Annotated in this window: 23 protein-coding genes; 17 read left to right on the plus strand and 6 right to left on the minus strand. The window is 72.3% G+C overall.

Annotated features, from left to right (window positions below):
* Positions 1–83: 83 nt before the first annotated feature.
* The 3 genes from StrepF001_RS08460 to StrepF001_RS08470 form a co-directional block, all read right to left on the minus strand.
* Positions 84–1802: a VanW family protein gene (locus StrepF001_RS08460; protein WP_129797680.1), complete on the minus strand. Its 1719-nt coding sequence runs from the start codon at positions 1800–1802 to the stop codon at positions 84–86.
* 237 nt (positions 1803–2039) lie between these two features.
* Positions 2040–2432 carry a nuclear transport factor 2 family protein gene (locus StrepF001_RS08465; RefSeq protein WP_129797681.1) on the minus strand — a complete coding sequence of 131 codons (393 nt, stop codon included), beginning with the start codon at positions 2430–2432 and terminating at the stop codon, positions 2040–2042.
* 116 nt (positions 2433–2548) lie between these two features.
* Positions 2549–3598, minus strand: a complete 1050-nt coding sequence (locus StrepF001_RS08470; RefSeq protein WP_129797682.1) for an ABC transporter substrate-binding protein — start codon at positions 3596–3598, stop codon at positions 2549–2551.
* Positions 3599–3684: 86 nt separating this feature from the next.
* Between StrepF001_RS08470 and StrepF001_RS08475 the strand changes: the two genes are divergently transcribed.
* From StrepF001_RS08475 to StrepF001_RS08490, 4 genes are all read left to right on the plus strand, one after another.
* On the plus strand, positions 3685–4455 hold the full coding sequence (locus StrepF001_RS08475) for a hypothetical protein (protein WP_129797683.1): 771 nt from the start codon (positions 3685–3687) through the stop codon (positions 4453–4455).
* Positions 4456–4494: 39 nt separating this feature from the next.
* Entirely contained in the window at positions 4495–5466 is a 972-nt protein-coding gene (locus StrepF001_RS08480) for an HtaA domain-containing protein (RefSeq protein ID WP_240797459.1), read from the plus strand.
* 191 nt (positions 5467–5657) lie between these two features.
* Entirely contained in the window at positions 5658–6197 is a 540-nt protein-coding gene (locus StrepF001_RS08485; protein ID WP_129797685.1) for a hypothetical protein, read from the plus strand.
* Positions 6198–6286: 89 nt separating this feature from the next.
* Positions 6287–8905, plus strand: a complete 2619-nt coding sequence (locus StrepF001_RS08490; RefSeq protein WP_129797686.1) for an immunoglobulin I-set domain protein — start codon at positions 6287–6289, stop codon at positions 8903–8905.
* Between the two features lie 110 nt (positions 8906–9015).
* Here the strand turns inward: StrepF001_RS08490 and StrepF001_RS08495 are convergent, their stop codons facing one another.
* Positions 9016–9522 carry a DUF6069 family protein gene (locus StrepF001_RS08495; protein ID WP_206306797.1) on the minus strand — a complete coding sequence of 169 codons (507 nt, stop codon included), beginning with the start codon at positions 9520–9522 and terminating at the stop codon, positions 9016–9018.
* Positions 9523–9686: 164 nt separating this feature from the next.
* Between StrepF001_RS08495 and StrepF001_RS08500 the strand changes: the two genes are divergently transcribed.
* The 9 genes from StrepF001_RS08500 (at position 9687) to StrepF001_RS08540 (ending at position 19884) form a co-directional block, all read left to right on the plus strand.
* Positions 9687–10526 carry an aldo/keto reductase gene (locus tag StrepF001_RS08500; RefSeq protein ID WP_129797687.1) on the plus strand — a complete coding sequence of 280 codons (840 nt, stop codon included), beginning with the start codon at positions 9687–9689 and terminating at the stop codon, positions 10524–10526.
* Positions 10527–10666: 140 nt separating this feature from the next.
* Positions 10667–11860: an MFS transporter gene (locus StrepF001_RS08505; protein WP_240797335.1), complete on the plus strand. Its 1194-nt coding sequence runs from the start codon at positions 10667–10669 to the stop codon at positions 11858–11860.
* A 27-nt stretch (positions 11861–11887) separates the two neighbouring features.
* A complete protein-coding gene (locus StrepF001_RS08510) occupies positions 11888–13645 on the plus strand; it encodes a beta-galactosidase family protein (protein ID WP_129797689.1) in 1758 nt (585 codons plus the stop codon).
* Positions 13646–13843: 198 nt separating this feature from the next.
* Positions 13844–14908 (plus strand): LacI family DNA-binding transcriptional regulator, encoded by a 1065-nt coding sequence (locus StrepF001_RS08515; RefSeq protein WP_129797690.1) that lies wholly within the window; start codon positions 13844–13846, stop codon positions 14906–14908.
* Between the two features lie 129 nt (positions 14909–15037).
* A complete protein-coding gene (locus tag StrepF001_RS08520; protein WP_129797691.1) occupies positions 15038–15445 on the plus strand; it encodes a luciferase family protein in 408 nt (135 codons plus the stop codon).
* Positions 15446–15583: 138 nt separating this feature from the next.
* Positions 15584–17953: a glycosyl hydrolase family 65 protein gene (locus tag StrepF001_RS08525; RefSeq protein WP_129797692.1), complete on the plus strand. Its 2370-nt coding sequence runs from the start codon at positions 15584–15586 to the stop codon at positions 17951–17953.
* A 63-nt stretch (positions 17954–18016) separates the two neighbouring features.
* On the plus strand, positions 18017–18919 hold the full coding sequence (locus tag StrepF001_RS08530; RefSeq protein ID WP_129797693.1) for an NAD(P)-dependent oxidoreductase: 903 nt from the start codon (positions 18017–18019) through the stop codon (positions 18917–18919).
* Between the two features lie 50 nt (positions 18920–18969).
* Positions 18970–19392 (plus strand): PPOX class F420-dependent oxidoreductase, encoded by a 423-nt coding sequence (locus StrepF001_RS08535; RefSeq protein ID WP_129797694.1) that lies wholly within the window; start codon positions 18970–18972, stop codon positions 19390–19392.
* 36 nt (positions 19393–19428) lie between these two features.
* Positions 19429–19884, plus strand: coding sequence for an RpiB/LacA/LacB family sugar-phosphate isomerase (locus StrepF001_RS08540; protein WP_129797695.1), 456 nt, complete (start codon positions 19429–19431; stop codon positions 19882–19884).
* Positions 19885–19990: 106 nt separating this feature from the next.
* Here the strand turns inward: StrepF001_RS08540 and StrepF001_RS08545 are convergent, their stop codons facing one another.
* Both StrepF001_RS08545 and StrepF001_RS08550 read right to left on the minus strand, forming a co-directional pair.
* Positions 19991–20341, minus strand: coding sequence for a hypothetical protein (locus StrepF001_RS08545; RefSeq protein ID WP_129797696.1), 351 nt, complete (start codon positions 20339–20341; stop codon positions 19991–19993).
* A 45-nt stretch (positions 20342–20386) separates the two neighbouring features.
* Positions 20387–20752 carry a DUF6479 family protein gene (locus tag StrepF001_RS08550; RefSeq protein WP_206306798.1) on the minus strand — a complete coding sequence of 122 codons (366 nt, stop codon included), beginning with the start codon at positions 20750–20752 and terminating at the stop codon, positions 20387–20389.
* 162 nt (positions 20753–20914) lie between these two features.
* On the opposite strand from StrepF001_RS08550, the gene StrepF001_RS08555 reads away from it, so the two are divergent.
* The 4 genes from StrepF001_RS08555 (at position 20915) to StrepF001_RS08570 (ending at position 25707) form a co-directional block, all read left to right on the plus strand.
* Positions 20915–21283, plus strand: coding sequence for a ferredoxin (locus tag StrepF001_RS08555; protein ID WP_129797697.1), 369 nt, complete (start codon positions 20915–20917; stop codon positions 21281–21283).
* Between the two features lie 102 nt (positions 21284–21385).
* Positions 21386–22564 carry an acyl-CoA dehydrogenase family protein gene (locus StrepF001_RS08560; protein ID WP_129797698.1) on the plus strand — a complete coding sequence of 393 codons (1179 nt, stop codon included), beginning with the start codon at positions 21386–21388 and terminating at the stop codon, positions 22562–22564.
* 9 nt (positions 22565–22573) lie between these two features.
* Positions 22574–23500 (plus strand): oxygenase MpaB family protein, encoded by a 927-nt coding sequence (locus StrepF001_RS08565; protein WP_129797699.1) that lies wholly within the window; start codon positions 22574–22576, stop codon positions 23498–23500.
* Entirely contained in the window at positions 23482–25707 is a 2226-nt protein-coding gene (locus StrepF001_RS08570; RefSeq protein WP_129797700.1) for a serine/threonine-protein kinase, read from the plus strand. Before StrepF001_RS08565 ends, StrepF001_RS08570 begins: the two co-directional genes overlap by 19 nt.
* The last annotated feature ends 5 nt before the right edge of the window (positions 25708–25712 follow it).

Consider the following 25712-nt stretch of genomic DNA (forward strand, 5'->3'; position numbering starts at 1 on the left):
TGCTGGGGCCGGCCGCCGGCCGGCCGGGAACTGCCCGTATGCGCCGGGCCACGGTGAGGTCGGGGCGGCCGTGGATCTCGGGCTCACTCGCAGGTGATCTCGTCCCGCGGGGTGTATCGGGTGCGGAACGGTTCCCGGTTCACTTCCCGGCCGTCGTTGTAGAAGACCCGCTCCACGGTGACGTCGAAGCCCTCGAGCGGGGTCTGCGGCACGCATTCCTTGTCGGTGCTCACCTTGTGCGCCGGCTGTTTCACGCTGGTGCGTGGCCCCTTGACCGACTTGATCTCGTCGTACTTCTTCGTGCCGAGGAAAGTGACGGTCACGGAGGTGTCCGTGGACTCGGCCTGGATGTACATGGCGTTGCCGGAGTCGTTGGTGAACCTGAGGTCGAGGCTGCCCCAGGCGACCGTCGCCTCGCGGCCCTCGGGGTAGCGCTCGATGTAGAAGGAGTGGGCGCCGTACTCCACGGGCTCGACCCCGGCGAAGAACATCGCGTTGAAGACGGTCGTGGCCACGGCGGAGACACCGCCGCCGGACGCCTTGGTGAACTGGTCGTCGAGGATCATGATGCCCTCGACGAAGCCGTTGGCCTCGGTGCGTTCGCCGACGGTCCGGTTGAAGCTCCAGGTCTCGCCCGGCAGGACGACGGAGCCGTTGATGAGTTCCACGGCCCGGCCGATGTTCTTCGTGCGGTAGGCGGCCGGTTCGAAGTTGACGGTGAAGGAGGACATCTTCTCCGTCAGTCCCAGCTGCGCCGCGTTCTCGCGCGTCACCTCCGGCTGGGTCCTGCGGGTGGCCACTTCGCCGGTGCGGGCGGTGCCCGACTTGGTGAGCAGCGGCAGCACGGCCTTGCTCAGCGCCTTGTCGGTGACCTCCAGGCCGGCCCTGGCGTCGTCGGCCACTACGACCTTGTCGCCGTCGAGGCGCAGCCTGGCGTTCTCGGCCTTGCCGGTGATGTCGGCGATGGGGTCGGCCACCGCGGGAGCGGCGCGCAGGCCCTCGGCGTCGAGCTTCGGCGTCAGCCTGCCGGTGCCGTCCGGCCGCATCGTCAGGTGCTCGCCCAGGACGGCCGGGCTGATCGTGAACCGTTTGCCGCCCGCGGTGAGCGTGACGGGCGCCGACATGGCCGGCTGTGCGAACCCGCGCATCGCTCGCCGCACCTGCTCCGCGGTGACCTTCGGCTTGGTCTCTCGGGCGGGCAGGACCGTGACCGAGTCGGCCTTGCCGCGCAGGAAGGAGGTGCGCAGGGGGCCGACCGCGGCATCCACGTCCAGCGCGTACCCGCTGCGCGGAGCGACCTGCTCGGCTTGGCCGTCCGCGAAGGTGATCGCGCCGTCGCGGACCTTCTGGTCGAGTGTCTTCGCCAGTTTCCCGAGGACGGCGCGGGCCTTGTCCTCGTCGACGCGTACGACCGGCTCGATGTCACCGCCCGTACGAAAAAGTCCGCCGATCATGCTGAAGGGATCGTTGCCGGTGCGCGTCGCCCGGTCAACGGTCTGCTGAGCGTCGAAGGTGAGTCCGGCCTGCTGCGGATCGACCGCGCCCGTGCGGTCGCCGACTTTCACGGCCAGCTCATGTGAGCCGGCCGCCGCCAAGTGCTTCTCCAGCTTCCTGGTGGCCTCTGCACGGCTCAGGTCCCCGATGTCCACACCGCGCACCGTCGTGCCCGCCTCGATCTCACCGCCTGTGAGCAGCAGCCCGGCGAGATACAGACCGCCGACGCCGAGGGTCAGCACACCGCCGGCCAGGGCGAGGGGCGGAACGGAGGCAATTCGCGGAACGGAGGTTATTCGGGGGCGCATGAGCCTCCTGGAAAGTCGTTAGGACGGTGCACCCGATGACGCAACGCTGTGTGCAGGGCAAGCACCCCAACCTACCCGCAATCGGGCGATAAACGTGTATGTTCCATGTCACGCCAGGCGCCGGAGGCGCTGCTCCTGGGGCGGGCAGCTCCAAAGGGGCCGCCCGCCTCTTCCGCTGCCCCGCCGTCGCGATCTCCCGGTCGACCGCGCTGCCGTCGAGGGCGTGAGCGTGCCCCCTTACCGCCCCGCCGCCTCCCGGGCGATGTCCTCGAACCGAGCGCCCATCGCCGCGGCAAGGGCATTGGCGGCCGACAGCGGGCGGACCATGACCATCAGGTCGTCGATCCTCCCGTCCTCGTCGACGTGCAGGAAGTCGCAGCCCTGGATCTGCTTTCCGGAGACCGTGGCGGTGAAGACGAGGGCGTGGTCGCGGCCGTCGGGGTGGGTGAACTCCCGTACATAGGTGAAGTCCTCGAATACCTCGGACACGGCGCGCAGGATCGCGGCGGTGATCGCCTTGCCGGTGTACGGCTTGAAGACGACGGGGCTGGTGAAGACGACGTCGTCGGCCAGTAGCGCCTCCATGGCGTCGACGTCCTTGCTTTCGACCGCCTTGCGGAAGGGGTGCATGTGATCGCCTCTCTCATGGACTAATGCAACTTGTTGCATAACTGAGCGTAGGGGAGTCAGGGCATCTTCGGAAGGAGTCGGTGCACCGTGTGCCGACCGGTTCGAGCGGTCCCAGGTCATCCCCGATGTACACGGTCCACCAGGATGTCGATCACCAGGGGGGTGCGCGGGCCGAAGCTGAGGAGGACGCCGTCCTCGAGGGTGACGATGCGGCGGTTCATGCCGGCCGGGGTCTCGCGGATGCCGGGGACGTCGAGGAGGCCGTCGATGCCACCGACCGATTCCAGCCCCTTGCTCATCATCAGGATCACCTCGGGCTGGGCCTTGACCAGGGCCTCGCTGGTCAGCGGAGTGAACGGCTTGTCCAGGCCGGACGCGACGCCCGCATCCACCGCGCCCGCGGCCTCGATCAGCGAGTCGGCCCCCGAGCCCTTCCCGCCCATGAGGTAGACGGCCGCGCTGCCGCGCATGTAGAGGAAGGCCACTGTCGGACGGCTGCCCTCGGGGACGGCCGCCCTGGCCGCCGCGAGGTCCTTGCCGATACGGGAGTCGAGGGCCTTGCCCGCCTCGGGGACGCCGAGGGCTGCGGCGATCCGGGTCGTCCGGGTGGAGACGTCGGCCAGTTCGGTGGCCGGATCGAGCACGACGACGGGGATGCCGGCGTCACGGATCTGGTCGATCACCTCCTGCGGCCCCGTGTCGGTGTCGGCGAGGACGACGGTGGGACGCAGGGAGAGCACGCTCTCCGCACTCACGTCGTGCGCCTTGGTGACCAGGGGCAGGTCCTTCGCCTCCTCGAAGGTGGCCGTGATGTCGCGCCCCACCACCCGGTCGCCGAGCCCGAGGGTGAAGACGATCTCCGCCACGCCGCCGTTGAGCGGCAGGATCCGGGAGGCGTCCCTGACGGTGACCTTCCGTCCGTCGGAGGAGTCGACCGTGACGGGCAACTCCGGTGTGGGCGGCTCCCCTTCGAGCGGTACGAGGGAGTTCCCCGCCAGTTGCTTCTGTGCCGCCGCGGCACGCTCGCTCGCGGAGGCCGGTGACGCGTCCGCCCCCGCGGAACCCGAGCCGCCTCCGCACGCCGCCGTCACCAGCGCGACAACCAGAGCGAGGGTGGCGGCAGCCCGCCGTCGCGGGGGGCGGTGGGGTCTTCCGGGTGCGCGCATGGCTCGGCCCTTTCCTCTCGGCTGGCATACAGATGATCAGTAGTTTAGGTTAGCCTCACCTAAGTTATCGTGTGGTGGGGGTTTCCATGGCATGGTCAAGTGGCCTGCACAGCAGGCGAGTTGGGTGGCTGCCGGTGGCTGCCGCCTCGGTGGTGCTGGCGCTGACGACGTCCCCAGCGGTCGCCGCGGGGGCGTCGGCGACGGGCCCCGAGGAGCAGAAACTCACCGTCTCCAAGGCCTCCGGCCTCGATCCGGCGGGCGAGACGGTGACCGTGTCCGGCTCCGGCTACAACACCGAGAAGGGCATCTACGTCGCCTTCTGCGTGGACAACGGCCCCGGCAAGACGCCCACGCCGTGCGTGGGCGGGGTGGACATGTCCGGCGAGTCCGGGGCGTCCGCGTGGGTCTCCTCCAACCCGCCGTCGTACGGGGAGGGGCTGGCCAAGCCCTATGAGGGCAGTGGGCACAAGGGCTCGTTCGGTGTGCAGATCAAGGTGCGCGCCAAGGACGCCAACACCGACTGCACCAAGTCCGGCGTCACCTGCGCCGTCATCACCCGCAACGACCACACGCGGGGCGGCGACCAGAGCCAGACGGTACGGATTCCGGTCACCTTCGGCGACAGCGGCGGGGGTGCGTCCGCCGATGACTCCCCGGCGGCCACTGCGAGCGCGTCCACCCCTGGCGGGGATACGGATGCCGCCGCCGACACCGACGAGAGCGCTTCGGACGGCCCGCTGGCCGGCACCGGTTCGGACCTCGCGGTGCCGCTCGGGCTCACCGCCGCCGGGCTGGTCGCCGCCGGAGTCGGCACCTGGTACTGGGCGCGCCGGCGGCGTGGGGGACATGCGGGCTGACGTCGACGTCATCGTCGTACTGCAGAGAAAGGCTTGAACGTGAAGGCGAGGAAAAGACCCGGCGCCGTCGTCCTGACGGGCGCTGCCCTGTTCGCGCTGCTGAGCCCGGGCGTGGCGGTCGCACAGGACGGGGACGCGTTCCCGCGCGAGGTGTCCGGCGGCTATGCGAGCTGGGCCACGACCGCCACCGTGCTGACGGACCAGGGTGTGTCCCTGAAGGCCGGTGAAGGCGTACAGGGTTCCGCGAACCGGACCTGGTTCCCGGCCACCGGCGGCGGCACGGACCCGGAAACCGGCGTCGCGGACGTCGAGTTCGACGGCACGGCCCGGCTCACCCGGTCCGCCGATCCCGACGACCCGCTGCTCCTCGGTGCTCTGCGCCTGCGACTGGTCCACGACGGGGGCACGCTGTACGCCCGTACCGGACTCGACGGTGAGGAACGCGAAGTCGCCCTGGCGGACGTGGAGTCGGGTGGCACCGCACCCGCTGTACGCGACGGCGGTGTGACGTGGACGGGCTTGCGGGCTGCCCTGACGGACGAGGGTGCCCGGCTGCTGGCCGCCTGGAGCGGGCAGGAGTTCGCGGCGGGGGACGCGCTGGGCCTGCTCGACCTGACGGTGGGCACGGGAGGCGGGGCCTCGCCGTCGCCCGCGCAACCCGAAGGGGCGGGCGAGAGTCCCACGCTGCAGCCTGCCCCGCCGGTCGCCGCCGCGCCCGCTGCCCCGGACGAGGTCGACTCGAAGCCCACCGCGGCCGTCACGCATCCCACCCTGACCGTCGGCGGCCGACAGCAGGTCACCGGCGACGGCTTCGAACCCGGCGCGGTGGTCCTCGTCGCGATCGACGGCGACACCCGGTACCAGGCGGTCGCGGACGAACAGGGCCGGCTCAGCCGGACGTTCCCCGTGTACGCCAACGCCGCTGACGGCGCGCACACGGTCGAGCTGTACAGCGTGACCGGCGAACGCGGCAGCGCCGTCGCCCGGTTCGGGGTGCAGTCCGCGGACTGACCGGCGTGTTACCGGACTTGAACCCACACAGGAGCGGGCCGCTCACGGTCCGCTCCTCGGCATGCCCAAGTCCCTGTGACTGCACGGGAGTCGAGGATTCCTCGCCGTCCATTGACAGAAGCGCGAGCGGTCTATTTAGGTTTGCCTTACCTAAGTTGGGCCGCTGAAACTAGAAAGGTGCTCGTCACCCCATGAGATCTGTTCTCTCCGCCCGGAACGCCGCCCGTGCCGGTCTCGCCGTCGCCGCCTCCGCCGCGCTGACCCTGGGCCTGGCCACCTCGGCCTCCGCCGCCACCTCCACCCGCAGCGTCGTCGACGGCAGCACCACCTACAACCTGTCGCTGACCAGCCCCGCCACGGCCGCGGCCGCAGGCCAGGTCATCACCGTCTCCGGCTCCGGCTACAACCCGAGCCAGGGCATCTACGTCGGCCTCTGCGTGGTCGACGGCGCCCAGGGCGTGAACAAGCCGACCCCATGCCTGGGCGGCCAGGACGAGACCGGCTCGACGGGTGCCTCCCACTGGGTGAACAACACCTTCGGCGGCATGTTCGCCAACAGCTCCAAGTTCGGCTCCGGCGGCACCTTCAGCGTGCAGATCTACGTCAAGGCCACCCTCGACGACGGCCGCGTCTGCGGTGAGGACGTCACCTGCGCCGTGGTCACCCGCGCCGACCACTTCGACAGCGGCGACCGCAAGTACGACGTCCACGTCCCCATCGCCTTCCAGTAACCGCCCCTGTTCGGCCGGGCCCGCCGCCACCGGGCCCGGCCCTCGGCGTCCCACGGGGCCGGGCACACCCGACCAGCGAGGAACCTTCCATGACAGACGACACCACGGACCGGCAGCGGCCGGACGGCACGCCCAGACCCCGGCTCAGACGCCCCGCCGCACTCCTCGGCGCCGCCGCCCTGGTGGCCGCCGGAGTCACGGCCATGACGGCCGGATCACCCGCGCAGGCCGCCGACACGCCGAAGACGGCACTCGGCAAGAACGGCCAGAAGCTCACGGTCTCCGCCTCCGCGAATCTGGACCCGGACGGCGAGACGCTCCGCGTCACCGGCGAGGGCTACGACGAGACCAAGGGCATCTACGTCGCCCTGTGCAAGGACAACGGCGACAACCGGATCCCCACGCCCTGCCTCGGCGGCGCCGACCAGTCCGGGGACAGCGGCGCCTCGAAGTGGATCGTCCCCGAGGGCGACCCCAACGAGGGAGAGCTCACCGAGATCTACGGCGACGGCGGCACCTTCGACGTCGAGATCGAGGTCAAGGCCAAGGACGGCGGCCTCGACTGCACCCAGGTCGCCTGCTCGGTCGTCACCCGCGTCGACCACCGCGCCGCCGGCGACCGCTCCCAGGACGTCCGTATCCCCGTCGCCTTCGAGGGCCAGGACCCCGGAGACGGCGACGGCGGTGACGGCGTGGACGTCCCCGCGGGCACCGTCACCTACACCAAGGCCGCCGAGTACACCACCGCGGGCCAGCCGCTGGACCTCCTGCTGCACCCCGACTCCGGGAAGCTGTACGTCGGTTCCCACAACATCCCCGACACCTCGGACGTCAACGAGGCGGGCCTGTACGTCCTCGACCCCGACGACGGCAAGGTGCTCAGCCACATCGCGCAGGCGCCGGGGTCCACCGGCACCATGGCCGCCCGCCCGGTGTACCGGATCATCGCGCCGCTGGCCGGCGACGGCGTCGCCTTCCAGTACCCGGTGCGCGGCATCGGCACCGCCAAGGACGGCGACACCGCCGCGAAGGGCGTCTGGCCTCCCGGCGGCACCGTCACGGGGGTCGGGCCCGGCGCCGACGCCTCCACGGTGCTGATCACGCAGGGTGCGGTGCTGTCCGAGATCGAGACGGCGACCGGCGCCGTCAAGCGGACGGTCACGCTCGACAGCGGCAGCGCGCTCGGTGTGGACACCGCCCGCAAGGCCGCCTGGTCCGCCGACGCCACCGGCGGCAAGCTCCGCCGCGTCGACACCGGCTCCTTCACGGTCACCGCCACGGCCGAACTGCCCGCGGACCTGCTCTCCTTCGTCGAGGTGGACCCGGAGACCGGCAACGTGTGGGTGGGCAGCGGCTATGCGGTGCTCGTCTTCGACAAGGACGCCAAGCTGCTGGCCACCCTGAAGGGACAGGACAGGCCCACCGCGGTGGCCTTCGACAGGACCACCCGCCAGGCCTTCCTCCTCCGGGAGGACTACGGCAGCGCCGAGGACGGCGCGGACAACGTCGGCGCCCTGGAGGTCTACGACAGCGCGATCTTCCAGCAGGCGGCCGACCCGGTCGCCCTGCCCGGCAGCCGCGCCGCGAGCTTCGCAGGCGTCGCCGTCACCCCGGGCGGCGGCTCGGTCTACCTCACCAACCAGGCCGAGAGCGAGGTCGTCAGGTTCGACCGCCGCATGTCCCCGAAGGTCACCCAGGCTCCCACGGACCAGTCGGTGGCACCGGGCGACGAGGTGACCTTCGTCGCCGCCGCCGAGGGCACCCCGGAGCCGACCGTGCGCTGGCAGGTCAGCGCCGACGACGGCCAGACCTGGTCCACGATCGAGGGGGCGACACGGAACGCGTACTCCTTCACCGCGAAGGAGTCGCACGACGGCTACCGGTATCGCGCCGAGTTCGCCAACTCCGTGGGCAGCACCCGCACGTCGCCGGTGACGCTCACCGTCTCCGCGCCCGGCGGCGACAACGGCGGCGGCGCGGGGGGCGGCGACGGCGAGGAGAACACCGAGCCGTCCGGCACCAGGACGGTGACCGGCCCCGAGGGCCAGAAGCTCACCGTCACCCCGGTCAACAACCTCGCCACCGACGACCAGAAGCTCACCGTCACCGGTTCCGGCTACGACGTCGACAAGGGCATCTACGTCGCCCTGTGCGTCGACAACGGCGACGGCGAACTGCCCACGCCGTGCATCGGCGGTGTCGACATGACCGGCACCTCGCACTCCTCGGCGTGGATCTCCTCCAACCCGCCGGACTACGGCGAGGACCTGGCGATCCCGTACGGCGACGGCGGCACCTTCGAGGTGGAGCTGACCGTCGACGCCAAGGACGAGTTCACCGACTGCTTCAAGGCGAAGTGCGTGCTCGCCACCCGGGCCGACCACACCCTCTCCGGTGACCGCTCGCAGGACGTCAAGGTCCCGGTCGCCTTCGTCGGCCAGGACCCCGTGGACACCGACGGCGGCACCGGCGGCACGGGCGGCACCGGCTCCGGTGGTACGACCGGCGGGACGAGCACCGGCGGCGGCACCGGCACGACCGGTGGGACGAGCACCGGCGGCACCGGCACGACCACCACCTCCGGCGGCAGCCTCGCCTCCACCGGCGTCACGGTCGGCACCGCGGCGGCCCTTGCCGCGCTGCTCACGGCAACGGGCTGGTACGTCCACCGTCGCACCCGGACCGGGGCTCCGGCCGACGCGGACTGACCGCACGAGGGCTCCCCGCATCCGCCGGGGAGCCCTCATGCGTGCTGCAGGGGGCCGCGGGCCCCGAAACGGCCGAGTCCCCCTCACGCGGCGTACCCGGCGCAGCCCGGTCAGGCGGCACGTCGGCCCGCTCCCCGGCCCACCGCGGACAGCAGAGACCCGATGGCGACGCCGATCGCGAGGCGGACGACGCCGGTGCCCACCTTGGCCTCGCTGCTCACCGACGAGGTGAACGGATGCAGCACCACCGCCGCCGTGATCAGGGCGACGATCCACGCGAAGAACCGTCCCGCCTGCGCGGTGCTCAGCATGAGCAGATGCAGTACCGCCGTCGCCGCCAGCGCGACCACCGCCGCACCGGCGGCCAGCAGCCCCGTCGAGGCGTCCCCCAGGGCGCCGTGGCCGTCGGGCGCGAGCACCGGGAAGCCCATGACCCCGCGGACCAGCAGCACGGCGGCCACGGCGGTGAGTCCGGCGATCGCGGCGGTCATGATCCCGCCGGTCCACAACCGGGAGGCGTCGACCCGCGGCCCCGGCGGGCGGGCGCCCGGGGCGGGATCGCCTGCGGTCTCCTTCGACATCTGCGGCTGGCCCAAGGGCTGGTTCGGCGGCTGCACGATCGGACTCCTCGGTCTGGACGGTGCGACATCCGTACCCCCGGACCGCCGCGCCGCTGCCGGACGCTGGCCCGTTCGGGGCAGGGACCGCCCCGCAGTGTGCGCGGCGGCCGTGGCAACGGCGTTGGTAGCGTGCTCGCGTGAACGAGGGGGGAAGACAGCACATGACTTCGAACGAGTTCCGGATCGGCGGAGAACGGCTCGTGGGGCGCCTCGGCTTCGGTGCCATGCACTTGCCGACGGAGCCCGCGGCCGACCGCGAGGCCGCCCTCGCGGTCGCCCGGCGGGCCGTCGAACTGGGCGTCACCCTGATCGACACCGCCCATCTCTACGGCGGGGGAGCCAACGAGGAGCTCCTGGCCGAGGCCCTGTATCCGTATCCGGCGGAACTGCTGATCACCACGAAGGTGGGCGTCGCACGCACCGGCCCCGGTGGAGACTGGCGGCTCGACGGCCGGCCGGCCGTTCTGCGGGACCAGGTGGACCAGGCCCTCGGGCGACTGCGCGTCGACCGCCTCGAGCTGCTCCAGCTGCACCGTATCGACCCGCAGACGCCGCTCGCCGATCAGCTCGGCACGCTGCGGGGGTTGCAGACCGAGGGCAAGGTCGGCCGGATCGGCCTGTCGGAGGTCACGGTCGCCGAACTCGACGAGGCGCGGGCGATGGTCGACGTGGTGAGCGTGCAGAACCGGTACAGCCTGCTCGACCGAGAGCACGAGCCGGTCCTCGAGGCCTGTACGGCAGCGGGCATCGCGTTCCTGCCGTGGCGGCCGGTCGCGCACGGGGCGTCCGGCGCGCGGGCGGAGATCGCCGCCGTCGCACACGAACTGGACGCCACACCGACGCAGGTCGCGCTGGCCTGGCTGCTCGCCCGGTCACCGGTGATCCTCCCCATCCCGGGCACCGCGCGGATCGACCACCTGGAGGAGAACCTCGCCGCGTCCCGCCTCCGGCTGACCCCTGCCCACCTCAGCCGCCTGGACGGCCTCGCCGAACAGACCTGAGCTCTCACCGGGGTCCCTCCCGGCTCCTCCGCCGCGGAAGCATGCAGGGGAGCTTGACGGGCGGAATGTTACCGGTAACACTCGTGCTCGTCGCAGAGCCGCTTCCGCCCACGCCGTCTGGGCCCTTCCCTGGAGTCCGCGTGACCGAGCCAACGACCGGACCGCCCCGCGCAGGCGCCCGCAGCGTCCCCGAGGCCCCCGTCTTCAGCCCGCTCGCCGTCGTCGCGTCCTGCGCGGGCTTCGTGCTCATCGGGGCGCTCCAGGCCCTGTACGGGCCCGCCATCCCGGCGTTCCGACGGGAGTTCGGGCTGTCGCCGTCCGCCGCCGGCATGGGGCTCAGCGCCCACTTCGTCGGCGGTGTCGCCGGGGTGCTGCTCTTCGACCGCCTCTACGGGCGGCTCGGCAACCGGCAGATCCTCGGCAGCTCGTACCTCCTGATGGCCGTCGGCGCGGCAGGCGTCGCCCTGGCCCCCACCTGGCCGGCCGCACTGGCCGTGGCGCTGCTCGCCGGGCTCGGCTTCGGCGGCATCGACTACGGCCTGAACCAGCTCTTCGCCACCGGCTTCGGCCATCGGTCGACCGCGATGCTCAACGTCCTCAACGCCCACTTCGGCATCGGCGCCATCCTCGGCCCGGCTCTCGTCGGCGTGGTCGGCGCCGACCGGTACCCGGCCGTCTTCCTCGGCTTCGCGCTGGCCAACCTGCCGCTGCTGCTGTGCCTGAAGGGTGTACGCGACCGATCGCCCCGGCCCGACGGCGGGGCCGGGGAAGCAGGTCCCGTCCTCGCCCGGAGCCTGGGCTCGGTGCTGGCCGTGTTCGTCACGCTCTACGTCCTGCACGTCGGCATCGAGGCCGGCGTCGGCGGCTGGGAACCCACCCACCTGGAGAGCGTGGGATACGGCGCCGGAGCCGCCGCGACCGCCACCTCCGTGTACTGGCTGATGATGACGGTCGGCCGGTTCCTGGTCGTGCCGATCGCGCTGCGCTGCACCGCCCAGACCATCGTCACCGTCTCCTGTGCGGGAATGACGGTCTGCCTGCTGCTGGCGGCGGTGCCGGAGCTCGCCCCCTACGCGTACGCGGGTGTCGGCCTGTTCATCGCGCCGATCTTCCCGACCGGACTGCCCTGGCTCAACCGGGCCGCCCCACAGGCCCGTCGGGCAGGCGCCATCGTCATCGCCGCCTCCATGGTGGGCGGTGTCGCGGCCGGCCCGGCACTCGGCAAGGCCATCGAACTGTCCGGCACGGGCGCGGTCCCGCTCCTGCTCAGCGGTGTCTCCGCCCTCTGCCTGGCCGCCACCCTCTGGCTGATCCGCACCACCCGCCCGTCCTGACCCGCTCCAGCTGAAGGGAAGTTCCGCATGCCCGCCCTGACCACCACGTCCGACGGTTTCCTGCTGCACGGCGAGCCGTTCCGGATCGTCTCCGGAGCGATGCACTACTTCCGCATCCACCCCGGCCAGTGGGCCGACCGGCTGCGCAAGGCCCGGCTGATGGGCCTCAACACGGTGGAGACGTACGTGCCGTGGAACCTCCACCAGCCCGACCCCGACGGCCCCCTCGTCCTCGACGGCATCCTCGACCTGCCGCGCTACCTGAGCCTGGCCCGCGCGGAGGGCCTCCATGTGCTGCTGCGCCCCGGCCCCTTCATCTGCGGCGAGTGGGACGGCGGCGGGCTGCCCTCGTGGCTCACCACCGACCCCGACATCCGGCTGCGCAGCAGTGACCCGCGCTTCACGGATGCCGTGGACCGCTACCTCGACCTGCTGTTGCCTCCGCTGCTGCCGCACATGGCGGCCGCCGGCGGCCCGGTGATCGCCGTGCAGGTGGAGAACGAGTACGGCGCCTACGGCGACGACACCACGTACCTGAAGCACCTGCACCAGTCCCTGCGCTCGCGCGGCATCGAGGAGTTGCTCTTCACCTGCGAGCAGACCGACCCCGAACACCTGGCCGCCGGTTCGCTGCCCGGCACGCTCGTCACCGGCACCTTCGGCAGCAAGGTCGACCAGAACCTGACCCGGCTCCGCGCCCACCAGCCCGAAGGGCCCCTGATGTGCGCGGAGTTCTGGATCGGCTGGTTCGACCACTGGGGCGAACCGCACCACGTCCGGGACGCGGCCGACGCCGCGGCCGACCTCGACCGGCTGCTGTCGGCCGGTGCGTCCGTCAACATCTACATGTTCCACGGCGGCACCAACTTCGGCTTCACCAACGGCGCCAACCACGACCACGCCTACGCCCCGATCGTCACGTCGTACGACTACGACGCCCCACTGACGGAGTCCGGTGACCCCGGCCCGAAGTACCACGCCTTCCGCGAGGTGATCGCCCGCCACGCTCCCGTCCCCGACGAGCCCGCCCCGGCCCCGAGCCGGAAACTCGCGCCCACCGTGGCGGAGTTGGACCGGCAGGCGCCGCTGCTGCCGCACGCGGCGAGGCAGGCCGAGCGGCCCGTGCGCACCGAGAGCCCGCTCACCCTGGACGAGCTCGGGCTGCGGTCCGGATACGCGCTGTACCGCACCACCGTCCCCGCCGCGGGCGACGGAGTGCTGCACTTCGCGGGCGGCGTGGGTGACCGGGCCCAGGTCTTCCTGGACGGAGCCCCCGTCGGCGTACTGGAACGCGAACGCCACGACGAGACCCTGCCCGTGCGCGTCCCGCGCGCCGGGGCCACGCTGGACGTCCTCGTGGAGAACATGGGTGGCGTCAACTACGGCCCCCGCATCGGCGCACCCAAGGGCCTGCTCGGCGCCGTCACCTTCGACGGCGCGGCGCTGCACGGCTGGGACTGCGTCCCGCTGCCCCTGAACGACCTGAGCGGACTGACCTTCGAGGCCGGCACTGCCGCCGGACCCGCATTCCACCACGGCACCTTCGAGGTGACCGAACCGGCCGACACCTTCCTGTCGCTGCCCGGCTGGACCAAGGGCCAGGCCTGGATCAACGGCTTCCACCTCGGCCGCTACTGGAACCGCGGCCCGCAACGCACCCTGTACATCCCCGCACCCGCCCTGCGCCCCGGCAGCAATGACCTCGTCCTGCTCGAGCTGCACGCCACCACCAGCCCGCGCGCCCACCTCACCGACACCCCCGATCTCGGACCGGAGCAGCGCTGACGACCCGACCGCACCGCCTGCGCGTCCCCGCGCCCGGCGCGCCACCGCTGCTGCCGTCCGCCGACGGGACCGTCACGAGCCGGACCTGGCCCGTCACCACGGGCTGACGCCCTGAAGCCGGCCGCCCGGCCTATCCTGTGGATCCGCCGGGCGGGAAAGGACCGCCGGGGAACGAGGCCGAAGGAAACACCGCCCGCCATGACCCGAAGCACCGCCGACGGCCCCGCTCCCAGGGGGCGCAGCCGCCGCAGCTTCGCCGGAGCGCGCCCCGTGATGGACGACGTGGCCCGGCTGGCCGGTGTGTCCAAGCAGACCGTGTCCCGGGTGCTCAACGACCATCCCGCCGTACGCCCCGAGACCCGGGCCGCGGTGCTGGACGCCATGCGCACGCTCGGCTACCGGCCCAGCCGCAGCGCCCGCTCCCTGGCCAGCGGACGCACCCGCATGGTCGGCGTGATCTCCTTCGACGCCGCCCGCTACGGACCCGCCTCCATCCTGACCGCCATCAACACCGCGGCGCAGGGCGCCGGTTACCTGGTCAGCTCCATCGCCCTCGACACCGCCGAACGCGACACGGTGGTGAGGGCCGTCGACACGCTCTCGGCCGAGGGCGCGGACGGCGTGATCGCCATCGCCCCCCAGCGCCGGGTCGGCACGGCGCTGGCCGAGGCCCGCATCGACACCCCCATGGTGGTGCTGGAGAACGACCTCGGCGGCCGTACCCCCCTGATCACCGCAGACTCCTGGGCCGGCGCCCGCGCGGCCACCGGTCACCTCCTGCGCCTCGGCCACACCACCGTCCACCACATCGCCGGGCCCACCGGCTGGACCTCCGCCGACGTCCGCACGGACAGCTGGCGCGAGACGCTGACCGTCGCCGGCGCCGAGGTCCCCGACGCCCTCGTCGGTGACTGGAGCGCCGACTCCGGATACGAACTGGGCCGCCGACTGGCCCGACGCCCCGATGTCACCGCGGTGTTCGCCTCCAACGACCAGATGGCCCTCGGCCTGCTGCGCGCCCTGCACGAGGCCGGACGCCGGGTGCCCGACGACGTCAGCGTGGTCGGCTACGACGACATCCCCGAGGCCGCCCACCTGCTGCCGCCGCTGACCACCGTGCGCACCGATTTCGCCGAGATCGGCAGCCGCGCCCTGCGCCTCCTCCTGGACCGCATCGACGGCATCGACGAACCCCGCGTCGAGCCCGTCGTACCCGTCGAACTCATCGTCCGCCGCAGCACGGGACCGGCCCCGGCCCGCTGACCTCGCCGCACTGTCAGCCGCGTACAGGTTCCGCCCGGCCCGGCGCCTGCCCTGGTGAGGATCCTCACGCCTGAGTTACAAAAGGCTCAACCTCTGGTATCCGCGGGGTGATGCGGTGACGATGGAGTCATGACTCTGGCCCAGCGCGCCCTGGAGCAACTGGCAGCCTGGCCCGACCTCACGGCGGGACCGGCCAGTTGCGGGACAGGGCGGGCAATCAGCTCCGCTCACAGCGAGATCGCCCACTTCCACTCGGGCCACGATGTGGACCTGCATCTCACCCGCCGGGCCATCGGACGTTTCGCCGAGGACCTCAGGGAGTCCACGGCCATCCGCCTGGTGCCCGGCTCCCGGTGGGTCACCGTCCACCTCGACTGCGAGGGGGACGTCGACCTGCTGCTGAGCCTGGTGAGCGTCGCCCTCCAGGCCCACCAGGACCTGCCCCCGGCGGAGCTCGCATCCGTCGGCGGCTGCAACTTCCACCGGGTCACGGTGCTGCCCCGCGATCCGGCCGGAGTGGCACCCCCCGTACCGTAGGCCCGAGGCGTCCCCTCCCCCTCGTCCGCGGCGTGGGCCGCACTGCCCGGCCCGGCCCCGGGAGACACTGCTGGGGGACGGTGCCGGGATCCTCGTACGAGATCCCGGCGAGCTGCCTGCTGCGGGAGGAGTGCCGACGTGACGGGCTGGACCTGGGAGTACGAGGGCTACGAGGCCGCGGACGAGCGACTGCGGGAGTCGTTGTGCACACTGGGAAACGGCTACTTCGCCACCCGTGGCGCCCTGCCGGAGTGCGCCGCGGACGATGTGCACTACCCGGGGACGTATGTGGCGGGGTGCTACAACCGGCTCACCTCCGATGTGGCCGGCCGCATGGTCGAGAACGAGGACATGGTCAACGTGCCCAACTGGCTGCCGCTGCGCTTCCGCCTGCGCGGCCGCCCCTGGCTCACCCCCGACACCGCGACCGTGCTCGAACACCGCATGGTGCTGCACCTGTCCTCGGGCGTGCTGGAGCGCCTGACCCGATACGCGTTCGGCAACGGGCGGGCGCTGACCGTGCGGCAGCAGCGGCTGGTGCACATGGCCGACCCGCACCTGGCCGCACTGCGCACCGAGTTCACCGCCGACGGCTTCTCCGGCGAACTCCATGTCGAGGCCGCCCTCGACGGCGGTGTCACCAACGCCGGAGTGCCGCGCTACCGGGACCTGGACGGCCGCCACCTGACGCACCAGCAATCCGGAACCGCCGAACACGACACGGTCTGGCTGCGCTGCCGCACCCGCACCTCCGACATCCGCATCGGCATGGCCTCCCGCCTCACCGCCGACGGGCCCCTCTCGATCCGGCACGCCCGCCCGCGCACCACCCAGCGGACCCGGCTGCAGCTGGCGCCCGGCCGCACCGCCACCGTCGACAAGACCGTCGCCCTGCACACCTCCCGCGACCCCGCCATCAGCGACCCGCTGCACGCCGCCGTCGCCCGGGTCGGCCGGGCCCCCGGCTTCGACGACCTGCTCCGCTCCCACCGCACCGCCTGGGCCCAGCTGTGGCGCCGCGCCGACCTCGACGTCCCCGGTGAGGCGGGCCGCATCCTGCGGCTGCACCTCTTCCACGTCCTGCAGACGCTCTCCCCGTACACTGCCGACCTCGACGTCGGTGTGCCCGCCCGTGGACTGCACGGCGAGGCCTACCGCGGCCATGTCTTCTGGGACGAGCTGTTCGTCCTGCCCTACCTCAACCTGCACTTCCCCGAGGTCTCCCGCGCCCTCCTGCACTACCGCCACCGCCGCCTCGAACAGGCCTGCACCGCCGCCCGCGCCGTGGGCCGCAGGGGCGCGATGTACCCCTGGCAGAGCGGCAGCGACGGCCGGGAGGAGACCCAGGAACTGCACCTCAACCCGCGCTCGGGCCGCTGGCTGCCGGACCACTCCCGGCTTCAGTACCACGTCGGTTCGGCGATCGCGTACAACGTGTGGGAGTACTGCGAGGCGAGCGGCGACATCGAGTTCCTGCACACCAAGGCCGCCGAGATGCTGCTCCAGATCGCCCGCTTCTGGGCGGACGTGGCCGGCTACGACGAGGGACTCGGACGGCACCGCATCAAGGGCGTGGTAGGACCCGACGAGTACCACGACGCCTACCCCGACGCACAGCGGCCCGGACTCGACGACAACGCCTACACCAACGTCACCGCCTCCTGGGTACTCAGCCGCACCCTGGAGCTGCTGGACGGCCTGCCCGAACCGCGGCGCCGCGAACTCGCCGAGCGCACCGGGCTCGACGACGACGAACTCCAGCGGTGGGAGGAGGTGTCCCGCACCCTCCACGTGCCGTTCCACGACGGTGTCATCAGCCAGTTCGACGGCTACGGCGATCTCGCCGAACTCGACTGGCACCGCTACCGGCAGGAGTACGGCGACATCCGGCGGCTGGACCGGATCCTGGAGGCCGAGGGCGACACGGTCAACCGCTACCAGGCCTCCAAGCAGGCCGACGTCCTGATGCTCGGCTACCTGTTCTCACCGGCGGAACTGCAGGGAATGTTCCGCCGGTTGGGACTGCGGCTGGACGAGGAGACCTGGCACCGCACCGTCGACTACTACCTGCACCGCACCAGCCACGGCTCCACCCTCAGCGGCCTCGTGCACGGCTGGATCCTGGCCCGCGCCCGGCGCGCCGAGGCCTGGCAGTTCTGCCAGGAGGCCCTGCGGGGCGACATCGCCGACGTGCAGGGCGGCACCACCGGCGAGGGCATCCACCTGGGCGCAATGGCCGGCACCCTCGACCTGGTCCAGCGCGGACTGACCGGCCTGGAGACCCGCGGCGGCGCGCTGTGGCTCGACCCCGTCCCGCTGCCCGAGCTGTCCTCCTACGGCTTCAACCTGCGCTACCAGGGCAACTGGGGAGTACGGGTGCGGCTCCGGCACGGCCAGCTCGAGATCACCGTGCCCTCCTCCGACACGGCCCCGGTCGACGTACGGTTGCCGGACCGCGCGGTACGTCTCGAACCGGGCGAGACGGGCCGGCTGATGCTCCCGGAGTGAGCGCCGGCCGCCTTCCCCACCAGCGACAACCACCGCACCGCAGAACGACAGGAAGGTGACGTCATGACCGACACGCTCACCGTGAGTGTCCTGGGCACCGGGATCATGGGCGCCGCCATGGCCCGCAATCTGGCCAGGGCCGGGCACACCGTCCGCGTCTGGAACCGCACCCCCGACAAGGCCGCCCCGCTGGCCGCCGACGGCACGCACGTCGGGGCCACCCCCGCCGAGGCCGTCCAGGGCGCCGACGTCGTCCTGACGATGCTGTACGACGGTGCCTCCGCTCTGGAGGTCATGCGGGACGCGGCCCCGGCGCTGCGTCCCGGCACCGCATGGGTGCAGTCGACCACCGCCGGTATCGCGGCGATCGGCGACCTGGCCGCCTTCGCCCGCGACCACGAGCTGGTCTTCTACGACGCCCCGGTGCTCGGCACCCGCCAGCCCGCCGAGGCCGGACAGCTGCTGGTCCTCGCGGCGGGGCCGAGCGAGAGCCGGGAGACGGTCACGCCGGTCTTCGACGCCGTCGGCGCCCGGACCGTGTGGACCGGTGACGACGGAGCGGCCGGCACCGCCACCCGCCTCAAGCTGGTCGCCAACAGCTGGGTCATCGCCGCCACCAACGCGGTCGGCGAGGTCCTGGCCCTGTCGAAGGCGCTCGACGTGAACCCGCAGAGCTTCTTCGACGCCATCGACGGCGGTCCGCTCGACATGGGCTATCTGCGCGTCAAGGCGGGGCTGATCCTGGACGACCGGCTGTCCCCGGCCCAGTTCGCGGTCGCGACCGCCGTCAAGGACGCCCGTCTGATCGTCGAGGCGGGGGAGCGGCACGGCATCCGCCTGGACGTGGCCGCCGCGAGCGCCGAACGCCTCGCCCGCGCCGCCGCCCAGGGACACGGCGACGAGGACATGGCCGCCGCCTACTTCGCCAGCTTCGACGGGGACTTCGAGGGAGATCGGTCCGCCTGAGTGCAGGGCTCCCGGAAACCAGCACGTCAGCACGTCACTGAGAGGTTCGGATGTCCAAGCCACCGCTGCCGGCCGAGGCCGATGCCCTGCTGCGCCGCGCCAACCCGTGTGTCATGGCCACCCTGCGCGCCGACGGCACGCCGGTCTCCACACCCACCTGGTACGTGTGGGACGACGGCCGGGTGCTGATCAGCATGGACGAGGGCCGCGTCCGCCTGAAGCACCTGCGCCGCGACCCGCGGGTGACCCTGACCGTCCTCGACAAGGACAACTGGTACACGCACGTGACCCTCATCGGCCGCGCGACCGAACTGAAGGAGGACGAGGGACTGGCCGACATCGACCGCCTCTCCCGGCACTACACGGGCAGTCCCTACCCGGACCGGGTCCGCGCCAGGGTCAGCGCCTGGATCGAGGTCGACCGCTGGCACGGCTGGGGCGCGCTGAAGGACAGCGAACAGGCGTCCCCGTGACGACCGGCCCCTCAGGGTCGGCGTAGGCTCCGAGGCATGCGGATCTCCGTCTCCTCGGACATGGCTGAACCCGTGGCCCGCCTGCTGGTCACGGAACTGCGCGGGCGCGGCCACGAGGTGCGCACGCACGGGGCGTTGCGCGACGGCGACGACCCACAGTGGGCGGCGTGCTCGGCGGCGGCCGCGCAGGACGTGGCCGACGGGACGTCCGACCAGGCGGTCGTGTGCTGCTGGACCGGCACGGGCGCCTCGATCGCCGCGAACAAGGTGCCCGGTGTACGGGCCGCCCTGTGCACGGACGCCTGCACGGCCGACGGCGCCCGCCGCTGGAACGACGCCAACGTGCTGGCGCTGAGCCTGCGGCTGACCTCGGAGGCGCTGCTGAAGGAGATCCTCGACGCCTGGTTCGCCGGCGAGCCCAGCGAGGACGCCGACGACCGGGAGAACGTGGCCCGCATCGGCCGGATGGACAACCGCGGGGCCGGCCGCTGACGGCCGGCCCCGAAGGTGCCCTAGGTGTATTGACCCGCAGGGTTGTTCACGCGGCTGATCGGTGGGTGGCCGCCCGTTGGAGCCGGCCTGATCCGCCGGACAGGCCCTACGTGCGGTCGCCCTTCGGCTTGCCGCGCTGGTCGGGTGTGCCGTGCGGCGGTGGGCCGAACGGCTCGGGCGAGGTCGCGGGCGACACCGGCGAGCCGGTGCGGCCTTCGCCCTGCTCGGGACGCAGAGCCGCCGGGTCGCCGTACGTCGGCTCGGCGCCCGCCTTCAGCTGCTCGAGGCGTGCGGTCAGCAGTTCGGTCACCGGCACACGATCCGCGTGCGTCCGCTCGTGGGCGAGGAGTTCCTCCACCTCCTCGGCGGTCAGTGAACGCACCCGGGCCTCCAGCCCGCCGATCGGCAGATGGTCGTAGTCGGGCAGCGGCAGGGTGCTGCGGCCGGGGCCGGCCATGATCTTCCCCTCCTCGGGACGTCTCCTTCGTGCGTCCGCCGCGGCTCAGTGCGCCCCGAGACCTCCTCCGCCGAACGATCCGCTGCTGCCGCGGCTCCAGCGGGGCCGTTCCTTCGACGTGCTCGGCCGGGTCTGCATGTTGCTCAGCTCGTACGGCGTGAGCGGGCGACCGCCCTTGGGGATCTTGGGGACCTCGTCGGGCTCGCGGTTCTCCCGGATCTCGTGGACCGGGCCCTCCGGCGGCAGATGCGGCTGCTCCTCGGGGCGTGGGCGCGGGGGCTCGCTCAGCTTGATCCGGTTGCCGTACCAGAAGCTGCCCGCCAGCAGCGCCAGGACGGCGACAGCGATCACGAACAGCGCGAGACTGAGCAGGCCGCTCGGCGCGGCGATCTGCATCGATGCGTTACTCATATCGGACAAATACCCCCTAAAGTGGCGGTCAACCGGCTGGGCGTCTGTTCCGCCTCCCGGTCGTCCGTGCTCGGGTGCGACGGGTTCCCGCGAGCAGGGGCGGAAACCGGACCCGCGTCCCGCGCCGGGTTTGGTGCGGTGTGTCACGGCTACCCGCGACATGTGACGACATCGCAGCAGGAGCTCTTCCGTTTCCTGGAGGACCGCTTCGCCTGTGCGCAGGCGTGCACGGAGTGTGCCCGGGTGTGCGCGCTGCGCGCGAGCCTGGTCGATCCGGACGGAACCGAGGAGCAGGAACTCGTACGACGTCAAGGGATCATGTGCGCGGAGGTGTGCGACGCGACCTGCCGGGTGCTGGCCGAACAGAACCTCGTCGAAGAAGCCGGGATGCGCACCCAGCTGGAGTGGTGCCGGGCCCAGTGCCTGGAGTCCGCCCGCGTCTTCGACGGCCGGCCGGGCGTCGAGGACGCCTCGGCGGCCTGCCGCGCCTGCGCCCGGGTCTGCACGGACTTCCTGAACACGCTGGGGTGAGGTGAGCCTCGAAGACTGCACGGTCCACCGCCATTCCCAATTACTGAAACACGTTCTACCGTGTGCGCCGTCAGGACCGGCCTTGGGGAGCCTGGAGGCGCCGTGCATCTCGACTACACGCCCGAGCAGCAGCGGCTGCGCACCGAACTGCGCGCCTACTTCGCCGAGCTGGTGCCGGACAACGCCCACCTGAGGCACGCCGACCGGGCCGCGCAGAAGCGGTTCTACCGCGAGACCGTCCGACGCCTCGGCGCGGACGGCTGGCTCGGCGTGGGCTGGCCCAAGGAGTACGGCGGGCGCGGGCTGACCCCGACGGAGCAGTTCGTCTTCTTCGACGAGGCCGCGCAGGCGGGCGTACCGCTGCCGCTGATGGCGCTGAACACCGTCGGCCCGACGATCATGCAGTACGGCACGGCGGAGCAGAAGGCGTACTTCCTGCCGCGGATCCTCTCCGGCGAGATCGACTTCGCGATCGGCTACAGCGAGCCCGACGCCGGTACGGACCTGGCCTCCCTGAAGACGCGCGCCGTGTGGGACGGCGACCAGTACGTCGTCAACGGCCACAAGATCTGGACCACCAACGGCGACACCGCCGACTGGGTGTGGCTGGCCGTGCGCACCGACCCGAACGCCCCGGCGCACCGGGGCATCACCATGCTCCTCGTGCCGACCACCGACCCCGGCTACTCCTGCACCGTCATCCACACCCTCGCCGGGCACGACACCACGGCCAGCTACTACGAGAACATCCGCGTCCCCGTCTCCCGCCGGGTCGGCGAGGAGAACCAGGGCTGGCGGCTGATCACCAACCAGCTCAACCACGAACGCGTCACCCTGGCCGCGCACGGCACCATGGCCATCCGCGCCCTGCACGACGTCCGGCGCTGGGCCCGGCAGACCAAGCTCACCGACGGCCGCCGGGTGATCGACCTGCCCTGGGTGCGCCGCCGGCTGGCGCAGACCCACACCCGACTGGACGCCCTGAAGCTCCTCAACTGGCAGATGGTCAGCGCCCTCCAACACGGCACCCTCACGCCGCAGGACGCCTCCGCCGTCAAGGTGTACGGCTCCGAGGCGCGCCGTGACGCCTACGCCTGGCTCATGGAGATCGTGGGCGCCACGGGAGCCCTCCAGGAAGGCTCGGCCGGTGCGGTCCTCCACGGCGAACTGGAGCGCGGCTACCGCTCCGCCGTCATCTTCACCTTCGGCGGCGGCAACAACGAGATCCAGCGGGAGATCATCTCGTGGATCGGTCTGGGGATGCCGCGGGTACGGCGCTAACCTGCCCGCATGGCGGGTGATCCGGGGCTGTTCACTCCACGGTCGGTGACCTGGCAGATGCACGGCGACCCCATGATGTGGGTCGCCGGTATCCGCGCGCTCTACCTCCAGGCGCTGCACCCGCGTGCGGTGCGCGGCGTCATGCAGAACTCCGACTTCCGGCGTGACGCCTGGGGGCGGCTCATGCGCACCGCGAGCTTCGTCGGCACCACGACGTACGGCACCACCGAGGCGGCCGAGCGGGCGGGCGCCCGGGTCCGGAAGATCCACAGCATGCTCACGGCGACCGATCCGGAGACGGGTCAGGAATACGGGATCGACGAACCCGGCCTGCTGCTGTGGGTGCACTGCGCCGAGATCGACTCCTACCTGCACGTCCTGCGCCGCTCCGGCTACCCGCTCACCGACGCCCAGGCCGACCGCTACATCGCCGAACACCGGGTCAGCGCCCGCCTGGTGGGCCTCGACCCGGCCGCCGTACCCGCCGACCGGGCGGAGATGGCCGCCTACTTCGAGAAGGTGCGGCCCGAACTCACCGCCGGGCCCGAGGCGCGGGACGTCGACGACTTCCTGCGCCGGCCGCCGACGCACCCGCTGCTGGTACCGGCGCGCGAGCTGCTGTGGCGGCGCGTGGCCCGACTGGCGTACGCCTCCCTGCCACCGTACGCCCACGAGCTGTACGGGCGTGCGGCCCCCGCACCCGAGACCGTCACCCGCCACCTGCGGCTCACCGGCACCCTGCTGCGCGCCGTTCCCGCCCGGGTGCGCTGGCAACTCCCGCCCCGGCACATCCTGCGGGCGATGGCGCGACTCGGCCCCGACGCCCGCCCGGCACCGTACAAACTCGAACCACAGGTCGCCATACTGGACGGGCCAGGGGAGGGCGCGGCTCACAGCGACGGGGGCGACGGCACGCGATGGGGGAGACCAGGCTGATCCAGGGCCGGTACCGGCTGCTGGACCTGATCGGGCGCGGGGGCATGGGCGAGGTGTGGCGGGCGCGCGACGAGTCGCTCGGCCGGCACGTCGCCGTGAAGTGCCTCAAGCCCCTCGGCCCGCACCACGACCAGTCCTTCACCCGGGTCCTGCGGGAAAGGTTTCGCCGCGAGGCCCGGGTGGCGGCCGCGCTCCAGCACCGCGGCGTGACCGTCGTCCACGACTTCGGCGAGTCCGACGGCGTCCTCTTCCTCGTCATGGAACTGCTGCAGGGCCGCAACCTCAGCCAGCTCCTGGAGGACAACAAGCACCATCCGCTGCCCGTACCCGACATCGTCGACATCGCCGACCAGGTGGCCGCGGCCCTCGCCTACACACACCGGCAGGGCATCGTGCACCGGGATCTGAAACCCGCCAACATCGTGCGGCTGACCGACGGCACGGTGAAGATCTGCGACTTCGGCATCGCCCGCCTCGGGGCCGACATCGGCTTCACCTCCCGGCTGACCGGCACCGGTGTCGCGATGGGCACCCCGCACTACATGTCGCCGGAGCAGATCGGCGGGGACGAGGTCGACCAGCGCAGCGACCTGTACTCGCTGGGGTGCGTGCTGTACGAACTCGCCACCGGGGTACCGCCGTTCGACCTCGACGACGCCTGGGCGATCCTCGTCGGCCACCGCGACACGCCGCCCGCGCCACCGCGCACCCACCGTGCCGAGCTGCCGGCCTACCTCGAGCAGATCATCCTGGATCTGCTGGCCAAGCTTCCGGAGCAACGTCCGCGCGACGCCGCCGAACTGGGGCAAAGGATCAGCGCGGGCGCCACCACGCCCCCTTACGTGCCGACGGTCGCCACCGCGCAGCCGCCCGAACCGGCGGCCCGCGAACCGCGGCTGCCGTCCTGGACCCGCGGCATGACCACCGGCCACAAGGCGGCCGGTGCCGCGCTGCGCACCACACCGCCGGACGCCGGCGCCGCGCTCACCAGCGAGTGGATCGCCCGCCCGGGCACGGACCGCATCCCCGCCCCCGTCCCGGACACACCACCCACCCCGTCCACGGAGGTGCTCACGGCCCTGGCCGGCCGCCACAACGCGGGCCTGAGCCTGGGGCGGCTGGGCCGCTGGGCCGAGGCGGGCGAAGTGCACCGCGCGGTCGCCGCCGAACGCGAGCACCTCCTCGGCCCGGACCACCCCGACACCCTCGCCAGCCGCTACGAGATCGCCTTCACCCTCAGCCGCACCGGACGGGCGGCCGACGCGCTGCGCGAGTACACGCACGTCGCCCGGGCCCGGGAGCGCGTGCTCGGCGCCGACCACGCCGACACCCTCGCCGCCCGGCAGGAAACGGCCTACGTGCTGGGCCAGTCGGGGCGGCCCTTCGACGCGCACCAGGAGTACACGCGGGTGCTCGCCGCCCGGGAGCGCACGATGGGCCCCGACCACCCCGACACCCTGCGCTGCCGGCACAACCTCGCCTTCAACCTCAGCAGGCTGGGACGCCTGGAGGACTCGTACCGCATGGCGTCCGACGTCGCCGCCGCGCGCGCCCGGGTGCTCGGACCCGGCCACCCCGACACCCTGGTCACCCGCTACGAGGTCGCCTACGCGCTGGGCCAGTTGGGCCGCTGGCCGGAGGCGCTGGAGACCTATCGCGAGGTCGCCGAGGCCCGCGCCCAGGCCCTGGGCCCGGACCACCCCGACACCCTCGCCGCCCGCTACGAGATCGGCATCAGCCTCGGCCGCCTCGGCCGCAGCACGGACGCGCTGAAGCTGTACCGCGACCTGGTCGACGACCGCACCCGTGTGCACGGCCCCGACCACCCCGAGACCCTGCGCGCCCGGCACGGCCTCGGCATCAACCTCGGCCGCCTCGGCCGCTGGGAGGAGGCCCTCGCCGAGTCCCGCGACGTGGGCGCGATCCGCGAACGCGTCCTCGGCCCGGATCATCCCGACACCCTGGTCAGCCGCCGCGAGGTCGCGGTCGGCCTGGGCTGGCTCGGCCGCTGGGCGGACGCGCTGGCCCAGTACCGCGCGGTGGCCGCCGCCCGCGAACGCGTCCTCGGCCCGGACCACCCCGACACCCTCGCCAGCCGCAACGACGAGGCCCACTGCCTGGAACAGCTCGGCCGCGGACAGGAGGCGGTCGAGCTGTACCGCAGGGTCGCGGTGCTGCGCCGGCAGCGGGCGGCCGGCGACGCGTGATCCGC

Origin of the sequence: Streptomyces sp. F001 (assembly GCF_004187715.1) — a bacterium.
Classification (GTDB): domain Bacteria; phylum Actinomycetota; class Actinomycetes; order Streptomycetales; family Streptomycetaceae; genus Streptomyces; species Streptomyces flavusporus.

Excerpts from the sequence above, each read along its gene's own strand:
- StrepF001_RS08460 (WP_129797680.1), bottom strand. The coding sequence starts at position 1,802 with ATGCGCCCCCGAATAACCTCCGTTCCGCGAATTGCCTCCGTTCCGCCC.
- StrepF001_RS08465 (WP_129797681.1), bottom strand. The coding sequence starts at position 2,432 with ATGCACCCCTTCCGCAAGGCGGTCGAAAGCAAGGACGTCGACGCCATG.
- StrepF001_RS08470 (WP_129797682.1), bottom strand. The coding sequence starts at position 3,598 with ATGCGCGCACCCGGAAGACCCCACCGCCCCCCGCGACGGCGGGCTGCC.
- StrepF001_RS08475 (WP_129797683.1), top strand. The coding sequence starts at position 3,685 with ATGGCATGGTCAAGTGGCCTGCACAGCAGGCGAGTTGGGTGGCTGCCG.
- StrepF001_RS08485 (WP_129797685.1), top strand. The coding sequence starts at position 5,658 with ATGAGATCTGTTCTCTCCGCCCGGAACGCCGCCCGTGCCGGTCTCGCC.
- StrepF001_RS08490 (WP_129797686.1), top strand. The coding sequence starts at position 6,287 with ATGACAGACGACACCACGGACCGGCAGCGGCCGGACGGCACGCCCAGA.
- StrepF001_RS08500 (WP_129797687.1), top strand. The coding sequence starts at position 9,687 with ATGACTTCGAACGAGTTCCGGATCGGCGGAGAACGGCTCGTGGGGCGC.
- StrepF001_RS08510 (WP_129797689.1), top strand. The coding sequence starts at position 11,888 with ATGCCCGCCCTGACCACCACGTCCGACGGTTTCCTGCTGCACGGCGAG.
- StrepF001_RS08515 (WP_129797690.1), top strand. The coding sequence starts at position 13,844 with ATGACCCGAAGCACCGCCGACGGCCCCGCTCCCAGGGGGCGCAGCCGC.
- StrepF001_RS08520 (WP_129797691.1), top strand. The coding sequence starts at position 15,038 with ATGACTCTGGCCCAGCGCGCCCTGGAGCAACTGGCAGCCTGGCCCGAC.
- StrepF001_RS08530 (WP_129797693.1), top strand. The coding sequence starts at position 18,017 with ATGACCGACACGCTCACCGTGAGTGTCCTGGGCACCGGGATCATGGGC.
- StrepF001_RS08535 (WP_129797694.1), top strand. The coding sequence starts at position 18,970 with ATGTCCAAGCCACCGCTGCCGGCCGAGGCCGATGCCCTGCTGCGCCGC.
- StrepF001_RS08540 (WP_129797695.1), top strand. The coding sequence starts at position 19,429 with ATGCGGATCTCCGTCTCCTCGGACATGGCTGAACCCGTGGCCCGCCTG.
- StrepF001_RS08545 (WP_129797696.1), bottom strand. The coding sequence starts at position 20,341 with ATGGCCGGCCCCGGCCGCAGCACCCTGCCGCTGCCCGACTACGACCAT.
- StrepF001_RS08550 (WP_206306798.1), bottom strand. The coding sequence starts at position 20,752 with ATGAGTAACGCATCGATGCAGATCGCCGCGCCGAGCGGCCTGCTCAGT.
- StrepF001_RS08565 (WP_129797699.1), top strand. The coding sequence starts at position 22,574 with ATGGCGGGTGATCCGGGGCTGTTCACTCCACGGTCGGTGACCTGGCAG.
- StrepF001_RS08570 (WP_129797700.1), top strand. The coding sequence starts at position 23,482 with ATGGGGGAGACCAGGCTGATCCAGGGCCGGTACCGGCTGCTGGACCTG.